Source organism: Actinoplanes aureus (genome assembly GCF_015704865.1).
In the GTDB taxonomy this organism is placed as follows: Bacteria; Actinomycetota; Actinomycetes; order Mycobacteriales; family Micromonosporaceae; genus Actinoplanes; species Actinoplanes aureus.
The window spans coordinates 280396-305655 of record NZ_JADQTO010000005.1; the positions used below are offsets into that span (position 1 = coordinate 280396).

The 25260-nt window shown below is 71.6% G+C and carries 18 protein-coding genes; 8 read left to right on the forward strand and 10 right to left on the reverse strand.

What is annotated here, in order from left to right:
* Positions 1-2: 2 nt before the first annotated feature.
* From I4J89_RS12800 to I4J89_RS12815, 4 genes are all read right to left on the reverse strand, one after another.
* Positions 3-2180 carry a glycoside hydrolase family 9 protein gene (locus I4J89_RS12800; protein WP_230858830.1) on the reverse strand — a complete coding sequence of 726 codons (2178 nt, stop codon included), beginning with the start codon at positions 2178-2180 and terminating at the stop codon, positions 3-5.
* A 65-nt stretch (positions 2181-2245) separates the two neighbouring features.
* A complete protein-coding gene (locus tag I4J89_RS12805) occupies positions 2246-3484 on the reverse strand; it encodes an ATP-grasp domain-containing protein (RefSeq protein ID WP_196414132.1) in 1239 nt (412 codons plus the stop codon).
* A gap of 16 nt (positions 3485-3500) precedes the next feature.
* Complete coding sequence (locus tag I4J89_RS49480) at positions 3501-4667, reverse strand: alpha/beta hydrolase (protein ID WP_230858831.1); 1167 nt, start codon at positions 4665-4667, stop codon at positions 3501-3503.
* A gap of 73 nt (positions 4668-4740) precedes the next feature.
* Positions 4741-5490: an arginase family protein gene (locus I4J89_RS12815; protein ID WP_196414133.1), complete on the reverse strand. Its 750-nt coding sequence runs from the start codon at positions 5488-5490 to the stop codon at positions 4741-4743.
* Positions 5491-5517: 27 nt separating this feature from the next.
* On the opposite strand from I4J89_RS12815, the gene I4J89_RS12820 reads away from it, so the two are divergent.
* The 7 genes from I4J89_RS12820 to I4J89_RS12850 all read left to right on the forward strand — a co-directional run bounded on the left by I4J89_RS12820 (position 5518) and on the right by I4J89_RS12850 (position 12966).
* Positions 5518-6354 (forward strand): PHP domain-containing protein, encoded by an 837-nt coding sequence (locus I4J89_RS12820; RefSeq protein ID WP_196414134.1) that lies wholly within the window; start codon positions 5518-5520, stop codon positions 6352-6354.
* A gap of 10 nt (positions 6355-6364) precedes the next feature.
* A complete protein-coding gene (locus tag I4J89_RS12825; protein ID WP_196414135.1) occupies positions 6365-6808 on the forward strand; it encodes a DUF5990 family protein in 444 nt (147 codons plus the stop codon).
* Between the two features lie 147 nt (positions 6809-6955).
* Positions 6956-10045: an SNF2-related protein gene (locus I4J89_RS12830; RefSeq protein ID WP_309238287.1), complete on the forward strand. Its 3090-nt coding sequence runs from the start codon at positions 6956-6958 to the stop codon at positions 10043-10045.
* Positions 10038-10853, forward strand: a complete 816-nt coding sequence (locus I4J89_RS12835; RefSeq protein WP_230858832.1) for an SWIM zinc finger family protein — start codon at positions 10038-10040, stop codon at positions 10851-10853. Before I4J89_RS12830 ends, I4J89_RS12835 begins: the two co-directional genes overlap by 8 nt.
* A gap of 28 nt (positions 10854-10881) precedes the next feature.
* Entirely contained in the window at positions 10882-11166 is a 285-nt protein-coding gene (locus I4J89_RS12840) for a DUF6412 domain-containing protein (RefSeq protein WP_309238288.1), read from the forward strand.
* A 71-nt stretch (positions 11167-11237) separates the two neighbouring features.
* Positions 11238-12140, forward strand: coding sequence for a membrane protein insertase YidC (gene yidC / locus I4J89_RS12845; RefSeq protein ID WP_230858833.1), 903 nt, complete (start codon positions 11238-11240; stop codon positions 12138-12140).
* A 172-nt stretch (positions 12141-12312) separates the two neighbouring features.
* A complete protein-coding gene (locus I4J89_RS12850; RefSeq protein ID WP_196414136.1) occupies positions 12313-12966 on the forward strand; it encodes a hypothetical protein in 654 nt (217 codons plus the stop codon).
* A 101-nt stretch (positions 12967-13067) separates the two neighbouring features.
* Here I4J89_RS12850 and I4J89_RS12855 read toward each other — a convergent pair whose 3' ends face one another.
* The 3 genes from I4J89_RS12855 to I4J89_RS12865 all read right to left on the reverse strand — a co-directional run bounded on the left by I4J89_RS12855 (position 13068) and on the right by I4J89_RS12865 (position 21452).
* Positions 13068-14471, reverse strand: coding sequence for an SDR family NAD(P)-dependent oxidoreductase (locus tag I4J89_RS12855; RefSeq protein ID WP_196414137.1), 1404 nt, complete (start codon positions 14469-14471; stop codon positions 13068-13070).
* Positions 14472-15107: 636 nt separating this feature from the next.
* Positions 15108-20597, reverse strand: coding sequence for an MMPL family transporter (locus I4J89_RS12860; protein ID WP_309238289.1), 5490 nt, complete (start codon positions 20595-20597; stop codon positions 15108-15110).
* A gap of 84 nt (positions 20598-20681) precedes the next feature.
* Complete coding sequence (locus I4J89_RS12865; RefSeq protein ID WP_309238290.1) at positions 20682-21452, reverse strand: hypothetical protein; 771 nt, start codon at positions 21450-21452, stop codon at positions 20682-20684.
* Between the two features lie 292 nt (positions 21453-21744).
* Between I4J89_RS12865 and I4J89_RS12870 the strand changes: the two genes are divergently transcribed.
* Positions 21745-22248, forward strand: coding sequence for an FKBP-type peptidyl-prolyl cis-trans isomerase (locus I4J89_RS12870; protein ID WP_196414139.1), 504 nt, complete (start codon positions 21745-21747; stop codon positions 22246-22248).
* Between the two features lie 3 nt (positions 22249-22251).
* Here the strand turns inward: I4J89_RS12870 and yaaA are convergent, their stop codons facing one another.
* The 3 genes from yaaA to I4J89_RS12885 are packed head-to-tail and all read right to left on the reverse strand — an operon-like array spanning position 22252 to position 25237.
* Positions 22252-23061, reverse strand: a complete 810-nt coding sequence (gene yaaA, locus I4J89_RS12875) for a peroxide stress protein YaaA (protein WP_196414140.1) — start codon at positions 23059-23061, stop codon at positions 22252-22254.
* Positions 23062-23070: 9 nt separating this feature from the next.
* Positions 23071-23421, reverse strand: coding sequence for an STAS domain-containing protein (locus tag I4J89_RS12880; RefSeq protein WP_196414141.1), 351 nt, complete (start codon positions 23419-23421; stop codon positions 23071-23073).
* Between the two features lie 31 nt (positions 23422-23452).
* Entirely contained in the window at positions 23453-25237 is a 1785-nt protein-coding gene (locus I4J89_RS12885) for a copper resistance CopC/CopD family protein (RefSeq protein ID WP_309238291.1), read from the reverse strand.
* Positions 25238-25260: the final 23 nt, after the last annotated feature.

A 25260-nucleotide genomic window follows, 5' to 3' on the forward strand; every position in this document is an offset into this window, starting at 1 on the left:
GATCAGTCGACTTCGGCTACATAGGAGCTCAGCCAGGCGAGCGCCGCGTTCCAGTTGATGGTCAGTTCGTTGGTGGACCAGGACTGGATGTCGTCGATGTAGCAGAACTGGCCGACGCAGCCGGTCAGGTACTGCTGGGCGACCGGGTCCTGGATGGACGAGTTGGGACCGCCGGACAGCGTGCCGGCCGGCGGGTGCGGCAGCGCCGGGTCGAGCTGCGCGGCGTACCAGCGGCTGTGCTGGTTCTGCGAGCTGACCTCGCCGTACCCGGTGACGTAGGAGATGTTCAGCGCGTTGCGGCCGAACAGGTAGTCCAGGCCGGTCAGCACGCCGTTGCGGTAGCGGTCCAGACCGGTCAGCTTGTGCGCCGACGCGATCACCACGAGGTTGTTGGCGATGATGCTGCTCGAGCCCCAGTCCCACTTGTTGTCGGTCGGGGCGTAGGCGACGCCGTAGCCGTGTCCGCGCTGGACCGCCAGGTACTCCTCGGCGCCCTTGACCACCTGGGCCTGCACGAGCGCCCGGCCGGGGAGCTTGTTCGGCAGCAGGGCCAGATCGATCTTGGCGGCCGCGGCGGTGGCCGCCCAGTCGAAGGCGACCGGTCCGAACACGTCGGCGGTGTGCTCGGGCGAGGTGAGCACGTCGGTGGCGTACTGCTTCTCGCCGGTGGTCAGGAACAGCTCGGCGGCCGCCCAGTAGAACTCGTCGGTCACCTTGTCGTCGTTGTAGGGACCGCCGCCGGTGCCGTCGGACGCCGGGGCGTACAGCGCCGGGTTGGCCTTTGCGGCCAGGTAGGCGGTGCGCGCGGCGGCCAGCGCACGCGTCGCGAAGGCCGCGTCGAACGGCTTGTAGAGCCGCGCCGCCTGCGCCGCTGTCGCGGCGAGGTTCAGCGTCGCGGCGGTGGAGACCGGGTGCAGCTCGCGCGGCTGCGGGTCCAGGTGGGGCAGCAGCGGCAGTCCGGTCCAGGCCGCATCGTGCATCTTGTGATGCGCCATGCCGGCGTACGGCTTACCGGCCGGAACCTGCATCTTCAGGAGGAACTCCAGCTCCCACCGGGCCTCGTCGAGCAGGTCCGGCGTGCTGTTCCCGCTCTCCGGGATGGTCAGGTTCACCTTGCGGGAGCCGCGGTTGTGCTCGTACTCGCTGAGCAGCTCCCAGACCGAGATGCCGCCGTTCACGACGTACTTGCCGTGGTCGCCGGCGTCGTACCAGCCGCCGCGCACGTCCAGCGTGTAGTCGCAGACGCCGGGCTGGCACGGCACGTCGCCGTCACCCTGGTTCGGCGGCACGTCGACGTGGCCGGCCGGGCGGGCGTATCCGGGACGCAGGTCGTCGCGGATCTCGATGCCGGAGCGCTGGGTGTAGTAGAGCTTGAGCGCGTCGGTGCGCAACCGGTCGTAGGCGTCTCCGCCGATGTCGAACGGCCGGGACGTCTCGCCGTCGGCGGTGAGGGTGAGGCCGGTGGCGGCCCGCCGGTACCGGCCGAAGTCGATGGTGTGCACGTTCTGGCCCGACGAGGGGTCGACGCCGTGCGGCCGCGTGGTCCCTCTCGCCAGGACCTTGCCCGAGCCGTCCTTGAGCTCCCACGGCACAGCGGTGGTCTTCTCGGTGACCAGCGTGGCGCCCTTCGGGCCGTCCTTGACGTACGCGACCTGGTTGACTCTCACCCTGGGGCCGGTGTCAGGCTCGTATTCCTCGGGCGGGACGCCGCCGACGAGGGAGACGTTGTCGACGCAGAAGCGCCACGGGTCGGGGCTGCCGCCGATCTGGAAGGCGACCTGCCCCTGCGCGGTGGAGGTGTTCGCGGTGAACGTGTATTCGTAGTGGGTCAGGCCCTCGGTCAGCACCGGCGACTGCTCGAAGTAGGTGTCGTACGGCGCGACCGCGAGGCCGGTGATCGCTCGGACCACCTTCCCGGCCGTGCCGCCCGCGTCGAAGCTGAACCGGTAGGTCTCGCCGGCGACCAGGTCGATGTCGTTCTGGCCGACGGCGGCGTCCCAGCGGTTGGTGGTGCCGCCGGGCACGTCCACGCAGGCGACGCCGTCGGTGAGGGCGATCGGCATGCCGGCGGTGGACCAGAACGGGTCGGCGGTCCCGTCGAAGCCGCCGTTGACGACCTGCTCGACCTCGTCGGCCTGAGCGGGCGCGGCGACGCCGACGGTGAGGAGGAGGGTGGTCATTCCTATTTTGAGGGAGCGCTCCCATAGAGGCATGCAGACATATTGATTGCGAGTGCGTTACCGAGTCAACGCCCTTGGTCACGGATCCAGGCGTCGATCAACCCGCCGAAGTGGGAGAGGAACTTCTCGTGCTCGTGCACCGGGTACGTCGCACGTACCGTTTCCCGCAGCAGCGACCGGAACTCCTCGGAGGTCACCCAGTCGTAGACCATCTCGTCCACGTTCGCCAGATGCTTCGCGCAGAACTCCTGGTACCGGTCCACCTCGAAGTAGTCGTCGGCGAGCTTGCGGTACCCGGCGAGCTTCTCGGCGTACGAGATGCCCGGGGTGTCGGCGATCGTGAAGTACTCCGAGGTGTCGGTGTCCAGTTGCGGCTTGCGGCCGGTGACGACGCAGAACACGGTCCAGCGCAGCAGCGCGGTCATCGCCCACGGGAAGTAGTAGTGCAGCGAGGTCAGCGCCACGTCGGGGCAGGCATTGGCGTAATCGATGGGGTGCACGTCGTCGCCGCGTACCAGGGATTCGCAGGAGTTGAACTCCCACCGGAAGAAGGCGTTGACCAGCCGGGAGATGGTCACCACCTCGTCGCCCGCGGACGGCGACAGGAAGTTGTGGTCCACCTCGTAACGGGCGTGCATCGGCTGGTCGGGGCGGAACTTCATCACCATCGTCTCCGGCCCGATGCTCAGGCTCCGGGCGAAGATGTCGTAGTCCTCCACCGACGCCTGGAGGTGCATCAGCCGCTCACCCGACGCGTCGTACGCCGCGTGCAGCTCGTCGGTGTTGCGGATACGCGAGACGCCGACCCAGGCCCCGCCGTCGTACGGCTTCATGTAAAGCGGGTAACCGACCGACCCGGCCGTCGCCTCCAGGTCGAACGGCCGGTTGTAGCGGGCCGCTGTGTACGCCCACCGCGAGTTCTCCAGGGGGTTCTTGAAGGGCACCAGCACCGTCTCCGGCACCTTCAGCCCGAGCCGCATCATCGCGCAGTACGCGGCGTGCTTCTCCATCGACTGAAACGTGAACGGGCTGTTCAGCAGGTAGACGTCGTCCATCAGCGCGATCTTCTTGAGCCACTCGCGAGGGTGGTAATACCAGTGCGCCAGCCGGTCGATCACCAGGTCGTGGCGGGGCTTGTCGCGCAGGTTGAACGGCTCGATGGTGACGCGTACCGACAGGGCCCGGTGGCTGCGCCCGTCCGGCCCGGACACCGTGCCCAGCCGCCGTAGCAGGGCCTCGTAGGCGCGTGGCCAGTCGTCCTCGGTGCCCAGCAGCAATCCGATGGTGTGCTCGACGTCGGCCACGGCCGCCTCCTTCAGATCAGTTCGGCCACACCTGCCGCAGCAGTGAGGTCAGATGCGGGTCCAGGGCATCGCGCCAGCCCACCCAGGTGTGGGCGTCCGGGTTCTCGGTGGTCGTCACGGGATACCCCTGTTTCGCCAGGGCATCCGCCATGTCCCGGTTGTTCGCCAGGTTCTCCTCGGCGGCGCCGCACGTGATCGCCGCCGGGACGGCCGGGCCACGGCGCGCTCGCAGGGTGCGGGTGGTGAACCGGACGATCCGCTTCCAGTGCTGGAAGCCGGACTCCTGGCTGTCGTACCGGGGCTGGAAAAAGCTGCCGGACTGCAGGAACAGCCCGGCGAAGCCGGCCGGGTGGCGGCGCTGGGCGTGCAGCATGGCGAGCGCGCCCAGGCTGGCGCCGGCGCCCACGACCGTGCCGCCCGGCGGGCCGGTGTGGTTCAGCCGGGCGCTCTCCTGGGCGGCGCTGTCCAGTTGGGCGCTTTGCTGGGCGGCGCTGTCCAGTTGGGCGCTTTGCTGGGCGGCGCTGTCCAGTCGGGCGCTTTGCTGGGCGGCGGCGCTTGCCAGGCCGGCGCGCACGCGGGGGAGGACTTCGCCGGCCAGGGCCAGGGCGTAGGCGCGGGAGGCCGAATACCACTCCAGGCGGTCGCCGGCCGGCAGCAGCACCAGGTGGTAGGGCGCGACGCGCCCGTCGCCGATCATCGCGGCGGTGTATCGCCCCAGGTCGCCGAAGCGGTCATAGTCCGGCCCGTCGTGCGCCAGAAGCACCCGGGTGGTCGGGGTCTCCGGCGACCAGATCCGCAGGCTCAGGGCGGTCCGCAGGCCGCGGACCGGCAGCCGCACCGTGCGCCAGGAGCCGGGCGCGGGCGGCAGGTGCAGCCAGGCCGGCTCCCGGTAGTCGGGGGAGTGCAGCACCGACGACTCGCCGAAGCCGCCCGGCACTCGGTCGGGGTTCGCCGGATCGCAGACGGTTTCCCGCGAGCCGTCCCGGTGGAGCAGCTCCAAGCGGTACTCGAGTCGTTGCACGGGCGGCGTCTCGCGGCTCAACTCCCAGAATCCGTCGTGGAAGGCGAGGTCGGCTTTGAACGCGGAACTGAGCACCCGGGCTCCGCAGAGGGTGTGCGTCGCGTCGGCGTACCGGAAAGAGAGCGTGGCGCCCTCCCACCGTGCCCCGCCCGCGCCCGCCATGAACGCACCCTAACGCCGCGCCCGCCCGCTCGCCCGGCTTGTGCCGGCGCCCGCCGCCGCGATCGGGCCGGGGTCAGCCGATCGCCGCGGTGAGGCGGGACAGGAAGCGGGCGCGCAGATCCGCCGTCTCCAGGTTGTCGGCGGGCCACCACGGACAGGCGACGTGCACGGCGACGACCCAGCCGGTGGCCAGGAGGCGCCCGGCGGCGGCCAGCACGTCGTCGCCGGACGGGCCGCCGGGCGCGGGAAAGCGAAGCCCGGGCAGCTCGCCCGGGTCGATCACGTCGGCGTCGATGTGCAGCACGAACGGGCCGGGCGGAGCCGTGCCCGCGTCCACCTGCGCCACCGAGACGCGGCGGATCGCACCGGTGGCCAGGTAGTCGGCCTCGGCCGGATCGGTGTCCCGCGCGTCCACCAGGACGGCCCGCTCCGGTGGCACCGGGCGCAGTCCGAAGAGTCCGGCGTACGCCTCCGGGTGCGCACCGGTGACCAGCCGCAACGACAGGCCGCCCGGGTAGCCGGACGTGGTGGTCTGGAAAGTGTGCAGGTCGGCGTGCCCGTCGAACCAGACGATGCCCGGATCCAGGCCGGTCCGCTGCACCCCGGCGACGACGCCGCCCGCGACGAGACAGTCCCCGGAGAAGATCACCGGCCGGGCGCCGGCCGAACCGACCGCCTCGGCCACCGCGCCCTGAACCGCCGCGATCCGCAGCCATGGGTCCGGGTCCGACGACTCCGCCCGTACGGTGACCGCCGCCGGCACCGGGATGTCACCGACCGGCAGGGGCTGATCTTGGTGGTACGGCACCAGAATGATCGTCACGCCGTCCAGACTGGCACGATGGGCGACATGGCGCTGCCCGCAGACAGTCACGTGCACAGCGAGTGGTCCTGGGACGCGGTGCGCGGCTCGATGGAACGGACCTGCGCCCGGGCGATCGAGATCGGCCTGCCGGCGCTCGCGTTCACCGAGCACGTCGACCATCACTCCTGGCCGGCCCCGGTCGACGGCCCGTACGCCAACGACCGGATCACCGCCGCGGCCGACCCGGCCGGGCTCTTCACCCCGCCCGCGTTCGACGCCGCCGGCTACCTGGCGGCCGTCGAGCGCTGCCGCGAACGCTTTCCCGGCCTGCACATCCTCACCGGCCTGGAGATGGGCGAACCACACCGGTTCGGCGGCGAGCTCTCGAAGATCCTCGCGACCGGCCCCTTCGACCGGGTGCTCGGCTCGCTGCACTGCCTCCCGGACGGCGACCACTACGCCGAACCGTGGGGCATCTTTCCGCACCGCGACCCGGCGGAGGTGGTCCGCGAATACCTCGCCGAGGTGATCCGGCTGGTCAGCACCACCGGCGACTTCGTGGTGCTGGCACACATCGACTACCCGGTCCGGTTCTGGCCGGATCCGCCGTTCGACGTGGCGGCGTTCGAGGAGGAGTTCCGCGCCGCGCTGCGGGCGACCGCACGGTCCGGCCGGGCCCTCGAGATCAACACGCGGCTGCCCCTGCACGCAACGATCCTCGACTGGTGGCGCGACGAGGGTGGCCGGGCGGTGTCCTTCGGCAGCGACGCCCATTTCCCCGAGGCGGTCGGTCTCGGTTTCCGGGAGGCGGCCGCGATGGCCGAGGCGTACGGCTTCCGGCCGGGCGACACTCCCTACGATTTCTGGCGCCGGTCCCTCTAGGGTCGGCGGCATGCGGATGCGGATCGAAGGCCACGACCTGCCCGGGCGGCCCGGGGCGCCGCAGGCCGAGCAGCTGCGGCTCGGCGGCGTACAGGTGGGGATGCAGCGCAAGAGCGAGGTGGTCGGGCGGGTGCCGGTCCACGAGGAGCGGGCCGTCTGGGAGCTGGAGGTCACCACCCGGGACGTGGACGGGCTGGTCGACGTGGGCGGGCCGTGGGTGCACGGGCGGCCCGGGGCCCGCTTCCTCTACCTGAGCTGGGGCGCGGCCGACGGGGAGACGTTCTCGATGTTCCGGCGCGCGAAGCTGTTGTTCGGCGACATCCCAGGCCCGTTGTTGCGGGCGGCCGCGGCGGACCAGGGCGTCCTTGTCGGCCGGCTCGGCCTGACCGACGCCGACGGGGGCCCGCGCTGCGCCCGGGTCCGCCCGCCGGACCTCACCTGGGCTCTGGAGTAAACGGGTCCGCCCGCCGGACCTCACCTGGACCCTGGAGTGACGCCGTGCTCCGCTGAGCGGGGCGTCCGGAAAAGTGTCGGAGGGTCGGCCTAGAGTCGGCGACGTGCTGATCGACCGTGACCCGCCCGCCCGCTGCCGGTGGCTGCCGTGACCGCCGTGGTCACCGCTGCCGCCGCCGAGGTGCGGGTGTTGCACGGCTTCCTCGGGCCTGGCGGCACGATCTCGCTGTGGGCGGAGACCGACGCCGCCGAGGGTCCGGCCCGCGCGGGGAGACGGCGCGGGGAGACCCCCGATCATCCGTTCGCGGTCCCGGTCGAGGGGCTGCCGGCCGGTGAGGCACGGCCCGCCGTCCTGGTGCTTCCCTCGACCAGTGCCGGGCCGCTGCCGTCGCCGCAGCTCGGGTTGCCGGCCCGCCGGGGGACCCCGCGTCCCCGGATCTGGCGGGTGCCCGCCGTCTCGGTTCCGTTCCTCGACCCGGACCTGGTCGCCGAGTTCGACGGGCGGGCCGCGCCGTCGGTCGGGTGGCTGGTCGAGCTCTGCGCGTTCGCGGCGAGCCTGGTCCGGCGCGGGCGGCTCCTGCCCGGCGTGCGCCTCGACGGCCCGCGCCCGGCGGCCTGGTGGCGGCCGGTGCTGATCGGGGCGGACGCGGTTCGCTACGCGTCGCTGCGAGATCGGATGCCGCCGGCCTGCCGGGCCTGGTCCGCGCCTTCCGCACCCCGCGCCGGGCACGCGCGGCCGGCAGCGCAGCCCGATCCGGAGCCGCCGGTCGATGGCGGCGGGCGGCGGGACCGCGGCCGGGCGGCGGACCCGGTTGTGCAGGATGCCGGTGAGCTGCTCCAAAGCGGCCTGGAGCGTCTCGTCGACGGGCTGGTCCGGACCCGGCTGGCGGAGGCCGGGGTCGCCCTGGCCGACTACGGGTGGCTGGCCGCGCTCACCGGGGAGCCCGAGTTCGAGGCGGCCCCGGCGCTGGTCGACGAGCTGACCCGGCGGCTCGACGAGTGGTTCGCACAGGCCGCCCGCGGGGCCGAGGTTCGGGTCTGCTTCCGGCTGAGCGATCCGCGCGAGCACGAGCCGGTGATGCCCGACGACGTTCCGCTGCCGGACGACGCGTGGCGGCTCGAGTTCCTGCTCCAGGCGGCCGATGAGCCGAGCGTGCTGGTCAGCGCCGCCGAGGTGTGGCGGGATCGATACGCGCCGCTGTCCCGGTGGACATCGCATCCGCAGGAGCGGCTGCTGGCCGGGCTGGGCCGGGCGGCCCGCCTCTACCCGGAGCTGGGTGAGGCGCTGCGCGGCGCCCACCCGACCGAGATGCTGCTGGACACCGAGGGCGCGCACCGGTTCCTCAGCCACGCCGCACTGCTCGAGGAGGCCGGCTACGGGGTGCTGCTGCCGGCCTGGTGGCAGCGACGGCCGAGCCTCGGGTTGTCGCTGCACGTGCGCGGCCGCGATCCGGTCTCCACCGTGCTGCGGGACCGGGCGGTCGGGTTGCGGGAGATGGTCGACTACCAGTGGGGGCTGGCGCTCGGCGGGCGCACCCTCACCGCGGACGAGCTGACCGACCTGGCCCGGGCCAAGGTGCCCCTGGTCCGGCTGCGTGGGCGCTGGGTGTTCCTGGACCCGCAGCGGCTCGCCACGGGGCTGGCCTTCCTGCGCCGGGGCGGCGGCACGATGACCGCGGGCGAGGCGCTCAAGGTGATGCGCCTGCTCCCGCCCGAGGAGCTGCCGCTGCCGGTCACCGACGCCCGGGGTGAGGGCTGGCTGGCCGACCTGCTCACCGGGCGCCTCGACCAGCGGCTGGAGGTGCTCGATCCGCCGCCGGGGCTGCACGGCGTGCTCCGGGCGTACCAGATCCGGGGTTTCTCCTGGCTCGCCTTCCTGGACTCGCTGGGGCTGGGTGCCTGCCTGGCCGACGACATGGGGCTGGGCAAGACCGTGCAGCTGCTCGCCCTGCTGCTGCACCACCGGGCGGGTCCGGCGCTGCTGATCTGCCCGCTGTCGGTGCTGGGCAACTGGCAGCGCGAGACGGAGCGGTTCGCACCGTCGTTGCGGGTCCGTGTGCTGCACGGTGCCGGCCGGGAGGATCCGGCGTCCCTGGCCGGCGACGCCGACCTGGTGCTGACGACCTATGCGACGGCCGTCCGCGACGCCGACGCGCTCGCCGCGATCGAGTGGGATCGCGTGGTGCTCGACGAGGCCCAGCACATCAAGAACGCGGGTGGCGGCGCGGCCAAGGCGGTGCGGCGCTTCCCGGCGCGCAACCGGATCGCGCTGACCGGCACACCGGTGGAGAATCGGCTCTCCGAGCTCTGGTCCATCCTCGACTTCCTCAACCCCGGCCTGCTGGCGTCGGCGCACACGTTCCGGGCCCGGTTCGCCGTGCCGATCGAGCGCTATGCGGAGGAGGACGCCGCCGCCCGCCTGCGCCAGGCGACCCGGCCGTTCCTGCTGCGACGCACCAAGCTGGACCCGGGGATCGCCGGTGACCTGCCCGCCAAGCGGCACGTGCGGCACCTGTGCGGCATGACGACCGAGCAGGTCAGCCTCTACCGGGCGGTTCTCGACGAGCTGGAGCAGCGGCTGGCCGAGCCGGGCGAGAAATGGCGCAAGGGCCTGGTGCTGGCCGCCATGACCAAGCTCAAACAGGTCTGTGTGCATCCGGCACTGCTGCTCAAGGACGGTTCGCCGCTGCCCGGGCGCTCCGGGAAGGTGGATCGTCTCGAGGAGATCCTGGACCACGCGCTCGGGGTGGGGGAGAGCGTGCTGTGCTTCACCCAGTTCGCCCGGTTCGGCGGGATGCTCGTGCCACACCTGGCGGCGCGCTTCGGCGTGCCGGTGAAATTCCTGCACGGCGGCACGCCGCGCGGCGCCCGCGACGCCATGGTCGCGGAGTTCCAGCAGGCCACCCGTCCGGGGATCTTCGTGTTGTCGTTGAAGGCGGGCGGCACCGGGCTCAACCTGACCGCCGCCAACCATGTGGTGCACGTGGACCGCTGGTGGAACCCGGCCGCTGAGACGCAGGCGTCCGACCGGGCGTACCGGATCGGCCAGCGCCGCGACGTGCACGTGCACAACCTGGTCTGCCTCGGCACCCTGGAGGAGCGCATCGATCGGCTCGTCGCCGACAAGGGCGTCCTCGCCGAGCGCGTGGTCGGCACCGGTGAGGGCTGGCTCAGCGCGCTGTCCGCTCAGGAACTGCGCGACCTGTTCGCCCTGGCCCCGGAGGCGATCGTTGACTGAGCCGACCCGTGGCGGAAAACCGATGCCGCCGCAGAACGAGTTCCCCCTGGCCTTCCTGGGCATGTTCGAGTCGCTCCGGATGGGGCCTACGTTCGCTCGCGGCCGCCGTGACGAGCGCGCCGGTTATGTGCGCAGCCTGACCGTCTCCAGCAGCCTGGCCGTCGCGCTGGTGCGCGGCCCGGAAGACCCGGTCGCCTTCCGCTCGCGGATCGCCGTGCGGGCGTTCGGTGCGGCCGACTGGGTGCGAGTCGAGAAAGCACTGGTCAGCGAGGCGCGCTACGTCGCTGATCTGCTCGACGGGCGGATGCCGGCCGGGATCGAGACGGTCTTCGCCGGCGCCGGGCTGGGCCTGCTGCCGCTGTCGCTCGACGAGGTGGCGATGGACTGCACCTGCGAGCGCTGGCCGATGCCGTGCATCCACCTGGCGGCAACCACCTACGCCCTCGCGCGTGCCTTCGAGACCGACCCGTTCGAGGTGTTCACCTGGCGCGGCCGGTCCCGCGACGAGCTGCTGATGCGCCTGCGACGGCTGCGCGAGTCGACGGCCGTGGACTCGCAGCTCGCCGCCGCGTCCCCGGCAGTCGCGGATCCGGATCCGCCGCCGCCACCGGCCGCCCTTGTCGATCCGGACGATCCGAACGCGTTCTGGGGCACGGAAGCGGGCGGCGAGTCCGAGCCGCTTCGCGGGGTACGCCCGGACGCGCTCCTCGACCAGCTGGACCCGCCCGCGCTCAGCCACCACGGCAAGCCGGTGACGGAGGTGCTGCGCCCGGCGTACCTGGCGTTGACCGACGACGACCGGGATTGACGTTGCGCGGCCGCACTAGGGTGGGCCCGTGATCTGGTTCGAGGCGTTGTGGCGCTTGGTCGGCGTGCTGCTGACCGAGTCCGGCCCGACCGGTCTGCTGCTCGGAGCCGGCGCCGTCGCCGGTGTGCTGCTGGTGACCGCCCTCACCGCGAGCATGCTGCTCGGCGGGCGCTTCACCGCCACCGAGCCCGGGACCAGCCGCCACTGGCTGCGCGAGCGCGCCCGGCGTACCGGTGTGCCGCGTCACCGCGACCCCGACGCCGCTGGGCGCACCCGGCCGAGAGGACCCACCGCGGCCCTCGCGGCCGCCTGAGCGTTCCCTTCCGACCGCTCGCCGGCCGCTGACGTCTGTCCACGTCCCGGCTCGCGAGGAGTTCCCTCACCATGTCTTCCTTGATGGACGCCGTCTACACGGCGATCTCAGCGATTCTGCTCTTCTGGCACAGCGCCTGGTACCGGGTGTTCGGCGACGCCGACGCCCTGCGGACCGACTGGGCCTGGGTTCTCGGCATCGCCTTTCTCGTCCTGACCGTCCGGATTGCACTGTTCCCGCTGGTCGTGCGGCAGGTCCGCTCGCAGCGTGCGGTGCAACGGCTCCAGCCGAGGATCCAGGAGGTGCGCGAGAGATATCGCGGCGACCGGCCCGGCATGCAGGCCGAACTGCTCAAGCTCTACCAGACCGAGAAGATCAAGCCGATGGCCGGCCTGCTGCCGCTGCTGGTGCAGGCGCCGATCCTGTTCGGCCTGTTGCACGTGCTGCGCCACGTGCGGCCGGACGTCACCAGTGCGGCCTCCCGCACCCTGTACGGCTGGACGCTCACCCAGTTCGACAGCGCGGTCCACGCGAAACTGTTCGGGGCGCCGATCGCCGCGGGGTTCACCTCGTCCGCCGAGCAGCTGAGCATGTTCGGTGCCTCGGGCGTCACCGTGAAGCTGGTGGCGGCGGTATTGATCCTGATCATGACCGCTACCACGTACCTGACGACCCGGCAGATGATCAGCAAGAGCGGTCCGGCGGCGGACCCGCAGGGCCGGATGGTGCAGCGCCTGATGCTGTACGGGTTCCCGCTGTCCCTCCTGGTGTCCGGTGTGATCTTCCCGATCGGAGTGGTCTTCTACTGGGCCGTGCAGAACCTGTTCGCGCTGGGCCAGCAGGCGTGGATCCTGCGCCGCTACCCGCTGGCGCCGGCGACGCCGGCCGGACCGCCGGCCCCGCGCCCGGCCGTGGAGTCGCCGCGAGTGGGAGCGAAGCCGTCGCGGAGCAAACGGCGCCGCCGCATGTCATGACCGGGCTCCGGCGGGTTGATGGCGACTGCCACGAAGAAGGAGATCGCACTTCGCCGTTACGGCCCTGAGTGGGTCGTCCAAACGGTCAGCATTCCGGCAAACCGCGGAGGGCCCTTCGCCGAGCGTGATGAGCTACGCACGTCATGGCGTTTTTGTCCTGAAAAGGTGTGACATGAACAAAGCAATTCGTTCGCTTGCGATCGCCGGCATGAGCCTCGCCGCCGGCGCGATGATCGGCGTGGGTCCGGTGCACGCCGCACCGGCCACCGACCAGGCCGCTGGAAGCAACGCGGGATACCACGCACAGAGCTGGGCCGACTACGACTATGTCGTCGGCTACTTCCGGTGGCAGCGGAGCTGCCGGAACGCCGGGTGGACGGGCATCAAGTACGGTGCCTGGGACAAGTACAAGTGCTCCCCGGTGCGGGTCAGCTGGCGTGGCTGGGCGTGGAAACTGCAGGTCCGTCAGGAGTACTGGAACTGGGACGACTGGGACGGCGGATGGCCCGGCGACTGGCCGTACAAGCCGGACTACGTGGGTAGCCCGTTCAACATCGGCCAGCCGTACAAGCACAACGGCTTCCCGTGGAAGAACTACAAGGGCAACAAGTTCGACCACTGGAAGGACGCCCCGGGCGACAAGTACCAGGACTGGAAGTACCCGCAGGGGCCTAACGACAAGTACCAGGGCCAGTACCCGCAGGGACCCCACGACAAGTACCAGGACCAGTACCCGCAGGGACCCCACGACAAGTACCAGGACCAGGACTGGAAGTACCCGCAGGGGCAGCACGACAAGGTCAAGGACTGGAAGGGCATGCCTTAGGGCGAGGACGGCGGCCGTAGCATTCCTGACCGCAACGGCTTCTTCTCGTTCTGACGAGCGGGCCGCACCGTATCCACGGCGCGGCCCGGCGTCGTTTCAGGTCACCAGGCGACCGGGACGTAGTCCTTCAGGAAGCAGCCGTACACGTCCTCGCCCAGCTCGCCGCGGACGATCGGGTCGTACACCCGGGCTGCGCCGTCGACCAGGTCCAGGGGCGCGTGGAAGCCCTCTTCGTGCAGCCGCATCTTCGTCGGGTGCGGGCGCTCGTCGGTGATCCAGCCGGTGTCGACGCTTGTCATCAGGATCCCGTCGGCGAACATGTCGACCGCGCTGGTGCGGGTCAGCATGTTCAGCGAGGCCTTCGCCATGTTGGTGTGCGGGTGACCCGCTCCCTTGTAGCCACGCGCGAAGATGCCCTCCATCGCGGAGACGTTCACCACGTACCGGCGCGGGAACGGCGACGCCAGCATCGCCCTGCGCAGCCGGCTGACCAGGATGAACGGCGCGGTCACGTTGCACAGCTGGACCTCGAGAAGCTCGAGCGGGTCCACCTCGTGCACCCGGTCGCTCCAGCTGTTCGTCGGCGTGGTGTCCGGCACCAGGCCACCCGCGTCGATCTCGGCCGAACGGGCGGTCAGCGCCAGCTCGGTGATCTGCTGCGGGGACAGCGACGACTTGCCCGCCGTCAACGCGGCCGCCGGGGACGTTCCGGCCGCGCCGAAATACTCCAGCTCCGGCAACTTTCCGCTCGGCAGCGGCTCCGCCTCCGCCGCGGCGATGGCCGAGTACGCGCCTGCGGTACGACGTACCGTCTGGGCTGCGTTGTTGATCAGAATGTCCAACGGCCCGCGTGACGCCACCGAATCAGCCAGACCCACCACCTGGGCCGGGTCTCGCAGATCGATGCCCACCACCCGCAGCCGATGCAGCCAGTCCGCGCTGTCCGGCATCGCCGCGAAGCGGCGGACGGCATCGTGCGGAAAGCGCGTCGTGATCGTCAGATCCGCGCCGTCGCGCAACAGCCGCAGCGCGATGTACATGCCGATCTTGGCGCGGCCGCCGGTGAGCAGCGCCCGGCGCCCGGTCAGATCGGTACGCGCGTCCCGGCGGGCGTGATTCAGCTCCGCGCACGACGGGCAGAGCTGGTGGTAGAACGCGTCCACCACGGTGAACCGCTGCTTGCACACGTAGCAGCCGCGCGCCTGCTTGAGCACCCCGGCACTAGCGCCCCGGATCGTGCTCTTCAGCGGAATCCCGGCCGTCTCATCGTCGATCCGCCCCGGCGCGCCGGTCGCTGTTGCCTCGGTCACCGTCTTGTCATGCGTGAGGACCGCGTCCCGGCGCTCCCGGCGACGCTGCATCTTCGCCGTCTTGAACAGCCCGCCGACCGCCCGGCGCACACGCACCGCGTCCGGATGCTCGACCGGCAACGCCTCGACCTCGGCCAGCACGGCGAGGCATTCCGCGAGGCGGTCCGGAGCCACGCCCACGGCGTCGTCCGTCATTAGTACGTCCCCCTCTGTTCCCACCGCAGGCACTGTACTTACCCGCCGTCCTATCGGCCGCCGGCGGCGCCCCGCAAGGGCGCCGGTCACCGAATTCGCAGCCCTTTTCGGCGTCGGCCCCCGAGTCGGCGGCGGACCCGTGCCCTGCGGATCGGGCTCCGGCTTGTCATGCCGGGCCGGTGCGGGTCAGGTTGCGGGCGGGATCGGGCTGCGGCCGGTCAGCCCAATGCCACCTGGCCTAAGTTGATCATGATGGCTGACCTGCGGGCATGCGGTGGCGGTAGCCACGTCCCAGGCGGCGACCCGCCGAGATGCCTCGCGACCCCTTGCGGTCGCTAATCAAGATCAACCTAGGCCTGCATGGGGGTGCGCCGGCGACGGCTCGCCCAGCGCCAGTGCTATTTAGCCTAGGTTGATTTTGGCTTGGGCTGAGGCGCCGTAGCCCCTGATCTGCGAGGACGTCTCGGTCAGGTAGGGCGCCTCGCTGGAGAGGGCTGCCAACCGCCACCCGCGTACCCGCCGGTCACCTCCCATGATCCACTTAGGCTAAGTGGCATTGGGTCACGCCGGGCCGGCGCCGGTCAGGATCGCAGGGCCGGATCAGGCTGCGGCCGGTCACACTGGGGCCGGCGCGGGTCACGGTTGCGGGGCCGGATCAGGCTCCGGCTCTTCCCCGGCGGGCTTGCGGCCCGCCCGCGACGCGGACCCCGGATGGTCGGCCAAGGAGGACGGCCGGCGGCCGGATCGATCGTACGGATGCTCGCCCGACCCGCCTGCCCAGTTGTGCGGCCCGCCGTTGGCGGCCCGGCGCCGGACCGCCTCGTCATCGGCGAGCGTCGCCGGCCGGGCGGCACTCTCCGGAGGCGTGGACGGCCCGGTGGGGGTCGCGCCGCTGAGCCAGTCGTCGAGGGTCTTCGGCCGGCGGATCCCGCCGGTGGTGAGGTCGCCGAGCGTGTGGGGACGCTCGGCGGCGGCCGCCGGCTCGGAAACGATCGGGCCACCCTTCAGCCATTCGTCGAGCGTCTGCGGGCGGCGGATGAACCCGGAATCGTCACCGCTGTTAGCCGGCTCCAGGACTGCGGCGCCGCTCGTGGTGGCGGTCGTTTCCGCGCCGGGCGGGAGTTCGGCGTCCGTCGGTCGTTCGGCCGGGACGGTCTCTGCTGCGTGCGGGGCTGTGGTTTGTGCGGCCGGAGCGATTCCCGCTGCGTGCGGGGTGATGGGCTGTTCGGCCGGAGCGGTCTCTGCTGCGTGCGGAGCTGTGGGTCGTTCGGCCGAGGCGGTCTCTGCTGTGTGCGCAGCTGTGGGTCGTTCGGCCGAGACGAACTCCGCCGCGTGCGGAGCTGTGGTTTGTGTGGCCGGGGCGATCGGGGCCGCGACGGTCTCTGCTGCTTCGGGGCCGGCGGACCGGTCTGCCGGGGCAGGCTCTGCCGCGTCCGTCACCTCGGCCCGGGCCGAGGCGGCCGGGCCGACCGGCGTAGCGGAGAGGTCACCGAGGGTTTCCGGGCGGGACGGGCGCTCGCCCTCCGCAGCCGGGCCGCTCAGCCACTCATCCAGCGTCTGCGGGCGTCGCCCCGTCGCCGGAACCGCGCTGACCGGCGTCGTCAGATCATCGAGGCTTCGAGGACGGTCCTGAGCCGGCCGGTTGCCGGTCCAGTCGCCCAGGGTCTGCGGGCGGGTGTTACCGGGACGATCCTGGAACGAGTACGGCAGGGCCGCTTCCGGCATCAGCGTGGCCGGCTGCCAGGGCGCGGACGTGGCTTGATCCTCGTCCACAGCACCGGACCGAGATTCGGAACCCGCTGCGGGCGCGACCTCGGCGGCCGGGACGCTTTCTTCCGGCGTGGTCGATCCTCCGCCGGTCGCGCCGGCGTGGGGCAGCCAGCCGAAGGAGTCCGAGCCCGAGGCGGCGAGGTTCATGAGGCGGGGATCGGATCGCCAGGCGAACAGATCCTCGATCCCGGCCGGTGCGGGCGCAGATCCACTACCGGTAGACATCGCACGGCCAGATGCCGGCGCCGCGTCTACGGTCTCGTCCTCGGCGACCGCCGGTTCGGACGGCGCGGCGTCGATGTCGCTCGCCGGTTCGGACGGCCCGGCGTGGATGTCGCTCGCCGGTTCGGACGGCCCGGCGTGGATGTCGCTCGCCAGTTCAGACGGCCCGGCGTGGATGTCGCCAGCCGGCTCGGACGGCCCGGTGTGGATGTCGCTCGCCGGTTCGGACGGCCCGGCGTGGATGTCGCCCGCCGGTTCGGACTGCGCGGTGTCGAGCGACATGGCTGCCGCGGTCTCCCGTGCGCCCGGTGCGACCGAGGACGCCGCGGCAGCTATGTCGCTGCCAGTCGGAATGAATGGTTCCGTTCCGATCGGGATCGGGGCGGCGTTGAGCGGCGTGGGTTCCGACTCGGTCGGCGCGTCCGCGCCTGCCGACGCGCTTAGTCCTGCGCCTGCGCTCACTTCCAAGCCCGCGCCTGTGCCGGGGCCCGCGCCCACGTCTCCGCGAGCGCTTGCGCCTGCGTCCACGCGGGGGCCTGCGTCTGTGCCTGCGTCCACGCCAGCGTCTGTGCCTGCTGTGTCCACGCCAGCGCCAGCGTCTGTGCCTGCTGCGTCCACGCGAGTGCTCGCGTCCGCGTCCACCACGCCAGGGCCTGCGTCTATGCCTGCCTTCGCGGCTGCAGCTGCGGTTTCGGTGGGCTGCGGCACCCGCTCCGGCTCCGAGCCCGGCGTGGGCTCGGGCACGGACTCTCGGTCCGTGCTGTCCGCGTCGGTCGGTGTCGCCGACCTTGCTGGGCCAGCCACTTCGCTGAACGGAATGAATAGTTCCGTTCCGATCGGGGCGGGTGTGGTGTTGGGCGACATCGGTTCCGGCTCGGTCGATGCGACTCCGGTCGCGGCCTGGTCGGGCTCAGGCTTGCTGATCATGGCTTCGGGCGTCGCGGAGGCGGGATCAGCGGGAGTGGCCGCTTCGGCGTAGCTGAGCTCTGTTTGCCCGTTCGCAGTCTCAGGCGTGCCAGCGGAAGTAGTCCCTTCCGCGTAGGCCGGCGTTGACTCCTTGCTCGTCGCGATGGGCGCGCTGAAAGCAGAAGCCGCAGCCGCGAAGATCGGCGAGGATTCTTCGCTTGTCCTCTCCGGCGTGCCGGGGGTGGCCGGCGTGGGCTCCGCGTCGGTGGCGGCCGCCCTGGTCACCGCTTCGAGGAGCGGAGGCAGTGACTCGTCCGGCGCCGCGTCGGCATGAGGACCGGCACCGATGGCAACGTCGGCCAGGGGATCGTCGACCGAAGCAGCCTCGACAGGGGCGGCGTCAGCAAGGAGATCGTCGATCAGGACGGAATCGGCGGGGGCGGCGGCGTCGGAGGGCGCCCGGTAGAGGAGCGGCGTGCTGGAGCTTTCCGTCTCTTCCGCCACGGCGTCCATGATCGGCGTTTCGTCGTCCGGTGTCACGGTGTCGGTTGCTGAGGGATCTTCGTCGGCGAAGAGGGCCGGATACGCGGCTGCGCCTTCGGTGAGCTTCTCCGGTTCGAGGCCGAGTAGCGAGGCCACCGGCAGGTCAACGATGTCCGAGGCGGGCTCCGACTGGTCGGCGCCGGCGCCCCTGTCGGTGACGTCCGAGTCATGCCCGGACTCGGCGGCGAACGCGGACTTGATGCCGGGCTCGGCGTCGAACTCCGGCTCGGCGTCGAAATCGGACGTGGTAGCGGACCCAGCCGCAGGCTCCGACTCCGCAGCCGTCGCGTCTCCATCGATGACTTCCGAGTCATGCCCGGAATCGCCAACCGCCCGCCCCCTACCGGCAACCACCGGAAGCACCGTGGTCTCTTCCCCCGGCCCCGCCGGCAACGCCGCCACCGGCCGGGTAACCGCGCCCTGCTCCTTCTCGGCGATGTAGTCGAGAACCGCCGCGTAATCCAGGACGACGGTCTGCGACACCGACGTGCCCGCCGGCAGCGCACCCGCCGCGGCGACGCCGGCCGGCAGGGCGAAGGTGACGGTGTCATCAGAGAAGGACGAAGGGGCGAGGGCCGGGCTGACCGGAGGCTGCCAGTCGGTGATCTCCGCTTCCCCGGCGTGTTCGGCCAGGCCGGCTCGTTCCTGGAGGCGGCGCAGCGGACCCGGCGCCCACCAGGCCGCGTCGCCGAAGAGGGCGAGCACGGCCGGCACCAGCAACATCCGGACTACGGTGGCGTCCAGGACCAGGGCGATGATCATGCCGACGCCGACGAACTTCATGGTGGTCACCGAGGAGAGCGCGAAGGCGCCGGTCACCACGATGAGCAGCAGCGCGGCCGCGCTGATCACCCGGCCGGTGCGGCTCAGGCCGATGGTGACGGCCTCGGCGGTGGAGGCGCCGCGGGTACGGGCCTCGACCATCCGGGACAGCAGGAACACCTCGTAGTCGGTGGAGAGGCCGAACACCACGGCGGCCATCAGCACGACGATGCCGGCTTCCAGGGGTGCCGGGGTGACGTTGAGCAGGCCGCTGCCGTGGCCCTCCTGGAAGATCCAGACGAGGATGCCGAACGTCGCGCAGAGGCTCAGCGCGCTCACCACGACGGCCTTGATCGGCAGCAGGATCGAGCCGAACGCCAGGAACATCAGGACCAGCGTGGCGCCGGCCAGCAGGCCGATCATCAGGGGCAGCCGGTCGGCGATCGCGTCCAGGCTGTCCACGTTGCGGGCGGTGATGCCGCCGACCAGCACTTCGGCGTTCGCCGGGGCGGACAGCGCGCGCAGGTTCTCGACGGCCTGGCGGGCCTCGGTGCTGAACGAGTCGGTGCTCTCCAGGTCGGCGTTGAGGACGACGACGTCGTCTCCGGTGCCGGACGTGGTGATCTCGGCGATGCCGGGGACCTTGCCGGCGGTTTCGGTGAACTTCTTGACGTCCGGCTTCTTGCCGTCGGTCCCGCGTACCACGAGTTGCACGCCGTCGGCGCTGAACTGCGGATAGTCGGTCTTGAGCGTCTCCACCGCGACCCGTCCCGGGTCGCCGGCGGGCAGCACGCGTTCGTCGTTCTCGCCGAACCGGGCGTCGGTGATCGGCAGCGCCAGCACGAGCAGGGCGGCCAGGATCGGCAGCGCCACCAGGAACGGGCGGCGCAGCACGGCGCCGGCGAGCCGTTCCCACCCGCCGGGCCCGGCGCCGGTGTCGCGGCGGCCGGGGAGCCGGACCGGCAGCTTGTCGACGCCGGGGCCGATGATCGCCAGGATCGCCGGCAGCAGGGTGAGCGAGAGCAGCATGGCGAGGAAGACGGCGGCGAGGCCGCCGTACGCCAGGGACTTGAGGAAGCCCTGGGGGAAGAGCAGCAGGCCGGCCAGGGCCGTCATCAGCAGGGTCGCGGAGAAGAGCACGGTACGGCCGGCGGTGGCGACGGTACGGCGTACGGCCTCCGCGGTGCTGTGGACCGCCTGCTCCTCGCGGAACCGGCCGACCATGAACAGGCCGTAGTCGATCGCCATGCCCAGGCCGAGCAGGCTGGCCACGTTGACGGCGAACGAGTTGACCTCGTGGTTCAGCGCGACCGCGTGCAGGACGCCCAGGGAGCCGAGCACCGCGCAGCCGCCGATCAGCACCGGCAGCGCGGCGGCCACCAGCGAGCCGAAGATGAGCAGCAGCAGGATCAGCACGATCGGCAGTGAGATCAGCTCGGCGGACGCCAGGTCCTGGGTCGAGCGGACCGACGAGGTGTGGTTCAGGGGCACGCCGCCGGCGAGTTGGACGTGTGCCCCCGGGACGGTGAAGTCGTCCTCGATCTGCGCGTACGCATCCATCTTCTCGGCGTCGTCGTCGCCGGCCACCGTGATCACCGCGATCGCGCTGGATTTGTCCTCGGCGGCGAAGCCCGCCGCCTTCTTCTCCCAGTACGAGTCGTGCGCGGTCACCGCCGACTCCGGCAGCGCCGCGAGCCGCTCCTTGATCCGCTTGGAGAGGGCGGCGTCGTCGATGGTCCCCTGGTCCGGCGTGTAGATCGCGATGACGTCGCCGCCCTGCCCGTCGAGGGCCTCGGCGACCACGTCGGCGGCCCGGCCGGACTCACTGCGCGGGTCGTTGTAGCCGCCCTCGGAGAGACGGTCGAACACGCCGAAGCCCCACACCCCGGAACCGATCACCGCGACGAGTGCGATGATCAGCACCGGCCAGCGAAGTCGGGCGACCCGTGATCCCCAGCCCGCGAACACAAGCTCCCCTTACCTGTCGAAAGTGCGAGTTACCGCAGCTCAGCGCAGAGCTGCGGCGAACAGGACGACCCCGCCGCAATCCCCGCCGAAGGACTCTTCGGTGATCCACTGCACCGAGATCTTGCCAGCACCGGTGGCCCGGTAGTTCAGCGTGTAGGCAGCCGTGGACAGCCCGGTTCCGCGCTGCGCCCAGCGGTCGGTGTAGATCTCCCCGCCGGTGGAGAGGCTTGCCTGAAGTCGTCCCCGGCCGGACGAGACGCCGAGGTAGAGCCGGAGGGTGGTGCGTTCCGTCGTGGCCGGCGCCGTGAGCGTGAAGCCTTTACCCGCACCGCAGGTACGCACACCGCTGGTCACGCCGGTGGCCTGAGCGAGTGGGCTGCCCCCGGTCCAGCGGTACCGCTGCGGGCTGTTCGTGACCTTGGTCCGGGTTTCGTCCGGCGTGCCCTCGAGGATGACGAAGTCGCCGTCCGCCTTGCGTTCGAGGGTGTACCGGCCCTGCTCACCCCAGTGCACCCAGTCGATCTCCCCGTCGGCTGCCAGGTCCACCGTCGAGGCGATCGGTACGCGCTCGGTGACGATCGAGTTCACCGGCCGGACGGACATCGACGGGGAGGCGCTGGGCAGCGGGATCGGCAGCTGGGCGGCGGTCGGCTCGGCGAGCGCCGGGGTGGTGACCGCCGGGGCCGCGCGGTCCGCCGACCGGGCGCGGACGACCAGGCCGAAGGAGAGCACGGCGAGCACCCCGAGGAGGATCACGCCGGCCGTGGCGAAGTGTTCCTGCCAGCGCTGCCAGCCCCTCTCGAGCAGCACGTCGGGCACCTGGCGCCGGCGGGCGCCGGGGCGTGCCGGTACCAGCGCGGCCGACGGTCTGTGCTCGTGCACGGGCGTCTGATCGGGCAAGGATCCTCCAGATCAGGCGGGGGTGGGGGCGCGGAGGCGATAAACGATCTCATCTTGTGGCCCGGTTATGAAGAGGGGGTGGCGGGTCTCCGGACGTACGGGTGATCATCCGCCTCGGCGATTCGGCGGAGGTTCTTCGTGGGTTTGCTCCCGCTCACGAGTACCGTGTCCGGAGTTTTCCGACTTGCGGACAGGGGATGGCATGACTGACAGGACCGGCTCGAAGAGCAAGGGTCTCGCCTTGGCGGTGGCGGGCGGGGTGCTGGTTCTCGCCGTGCTGGCCGGGATCTTCTTCCTGGTGCAGTCTCGTGACGAGGAGCCGGCGACCACCCAGGCCTCCGCGACCCAGCCCGCCAACCCGCTCGAGGTGGAGCCGGAGATGAAGCCGGGCACCGGCACGGTCGACAAGATCGTCATCACGGAGATCGTTCCGGGGACCGGTGCGGTGGTGCAGAAGGGTCAGACCATCACGGTCAACTACAAGGTGATCTCGTACAAGACCGGGGAGCTGATCGACTCGTCGTGGGACGGCGGGCAGCCGTTCTCCGCGCAGATCGGCGTGGGCCAGCTGATCCCCGGCTGGGACCAGGCCGTCCCCGGGCAGAAGGTGGGCAGCCGGATCCAGCTGGACGTGCCGGCCGACCTGGCGTACGGGCCGTCGAAGGGCGACCTGCGCTTCGTCGTCGACATCCTGGACGCGAAGTAGCCGTTACAACTCGGTCACCACGACGTCGAGGGCGCGCGGCCGACCGGGCGCGCCCGGCGTCTCCTCCACCGTGAACTTGAGGTCGCGCAGCGCCGTGACCAGGTCATCCACCGACTCCGGCGCGGCGCCGTCCGCGGCGAGGGCGCGGACCAGGCGACCCTTGGTGGCCTTGTTGAAGTGGCTCACCACCGACCGCTTGGGCACGCCATCGACGTTCCGCTCGTGCAGCACCCGCAGTGCGGCCGCCCGCGTGGCGCTGCCGGCGGCCGGCGACCACATCGCGGCGTACGCGCCGGAGCGCAGATCGAGCACCGGTTGGCCGTCGGTGGCGGCGTCGAGTGCCGGGCGGAGGGCCTTCTTCCAGTACGTGGTGAGCCCGCCCACCGGCGCCGGCAGGGTGACGCCCACCGAGCAGCGGTACGCCGGAATCCGGTCACCGAGCCGGACCACGCCCCACAGCCCGGAGAAGACCACGGCGTTCCGCTCCAGCCAATCCCGCGCCGCCGGAGCCAGGCTGTCCGCGCCGAGCGCCTCGTACAGCACCCCGGTGTAGATCTCCGCGGCCGGGGCCGCCGGCGCGCCGGGCAGCTCGGCGTTGCGGGCCACCTCAGCGCGCTGGCCGGCGCTGAGTCCGAGGGTGGCGAGCGAGCCGGCGATCGACCGTTCACTTGTCCGCTTGCAGAGCGCCACCAGCCGGTTGAGCACCCGGGTCCGGGCCTTGGCGAGTTCGGGCAGCCAGAGCGCGGCCGGGTCGACGGGTTCGCCGGTGACGGCCGGGGTCTTGCCCTCGGACGGTGGCAGCAGGATCAGCACGCGGCGAGACTAACCGGCGGTGCCGTCCGGCCGGTCGGCCAGGGCGTCCGCAACGGTCGGGTAGACCCCGATCCGGGTGGTCAGTCCCACCGTGTCGAGCAGCCGTTCCAGGAATTCGCCGGGGCCGGCGAGCCGCAGCCAGCCGCCGCCGGCGCGGGCCCGGTTGTGCCCGACCACGAACGTGCTCAGCCCGATCGAGTCGCAGAACTCGACACCGGCCAGGTCGACCACCACGCGGGGCTGGGGTTTCGACAGCGCCTCGTCCAGCTTGGCGGCGAGACTGGGTGCGCTGTCCAGGTCCAGGTGCCCGCGCACGGTCACCACTACGGCGCCGGGTTCCTCGGCAAGGAAGACGTACACATCGGCTTCTTGCCCAGAAACCGCCTCGCCGTCACCTCTCCACGGTGACGGTCGTTTTCACGGTTGCCCGATCGATCTCGCTGGTCCGGATGGTGAAGGCCAGCTCGTAGGTGCCCGGCAACGGGAAGGTCACCGAGCCGAGGGCCTGGTGCGACGGGGCGTCCAGGCCGGCGATCGGCTGGGGGACCGCCTCCAGGTCCTGGTCGAGCAGGCGGGCGGTCAACTGCCACTCGGCGGCCCGCAGCGGTGCGCCGGACGGGGAGTAGAGGAAGGCGTGCACGGTGTTGTACTCGCCCAGCTCCACCGGATAGATGTTGAACTGGAGCGCGTAGATCGGGCTGTCCAGGGTGTCCGAGGAGCCCCGGCCGCTGATCGCGTTGTCCTTGACCGCGGCGGTGCGACCCGGGTCCACCTGCACCAGCACGGCGCTGAGCGCCAGGATCACCACGGTCGCGACGACCTCGATGCCGACCGTACGCCGCAGGACCCCGCCGTTGCGGGCGGTGAGCACGAGCTTGCGGGCCACCGCCGCGGCGCCGAGGACCAGGGCGAGAACGCCCAGCTTGGCGAGCAGCAACTGGCCGTACCCGGTGCGCCAGAGTGCTTCGAGAGAGCCGAGCTGCACGGCGGACTGCACCCCGCCGGCGATCGCGAGCCAGAGCACGGACATGGCCGCCCACCGGGACCAGACCGGCAGGATCTTGGCGAGGACCCGCCGGTGGGTGCCGCGCAGCAGGAACGCGATCAGGGTGATAAGGCCGCCGATCCAGATCGCCATGGCAGCCATGTGCACCACGCCGACGGCGACCGTGACCGCGGGCATCGGCGCGGCGGCGGCGTGCCCGGTCAGCGGCCAGGTGACCAGCCCGGCGACGGCGAGTAGCAGCACCGCGACGACCTGGGCCCGGTGGGCGCGCGGCTGGACGACGGTGGGAGCGACCCGGGGGACCGTGATGAGCGCGGGGGCGTCGGTCGAGACCAGGGTGAGGGCGGGGCCGCCGGCGGGTACGAGTTCGCGGGCCGGCGCGGGCGCGGGGGAGGGCCCGATGGCCGGGGTCCGGCGCGGGCCGCGCAGCAGCCGGGGCAGCAGTGCCGCCAGTACCGCCAGTACCGCCAGCCTGATCGTCAGCAGGAGCCCGAACTGGCTGGTCAGCACCTCGCCCAGCTCGCCGGCGCTGACCTGCCACAGGGCGGAGCCGCTGCCCTGCTGCGCCTGAAGGCCGAGCGCGCCGACGGTCGCCACGGCGGTCAGGGCGATGCCGGTACGCACGGTGATCAGCGCCGATCGGCGGGAGCGGCGCGGTGGCCACAGGAAGGCCAGGAACAGCGCGGGGCCGGCGATCAGCGTGAGTCCGGCGTACCCGGTGAATTTCAGGGTGGGGATCGCGGCCGCGACCGACCAGTGCGGCCCGGTGCTGGTCGCGGCCTCGGGCCGCTCGGAGGGCGCGCCGACCGAGAAGGTGATGGCGCCGCCGACCGGGTGGCTGTCGGCGGAGATGACCCGGAAGCTGATCAGATAGGTGCCGAGCGGGCGGCCGGGCTTGCGGACCGGGATGCGCAGGACGGCGCCCTCGACGGTGGGTGTGCCGTTGATCCGCTCGCCGTCCGGGGCGATCACCTGGATCCGTCCGCTGACCACGGCGATCGGCTCGCTGAACGTGACCGTCACGACGCTCGGCGAGGCGCCGACGACGCTGCCCGGAACCGGATCCGAACTGACCGGCGTGGCGTGCGCGGACGCCGGGACGGCGGGCAGGAACAGCACTCCGAGCACGGCGAACAGCAGCAGGAGTGGAATGTTACGAACCCTCGTCACACCGGGTAGTTCGGAAGCGGGCC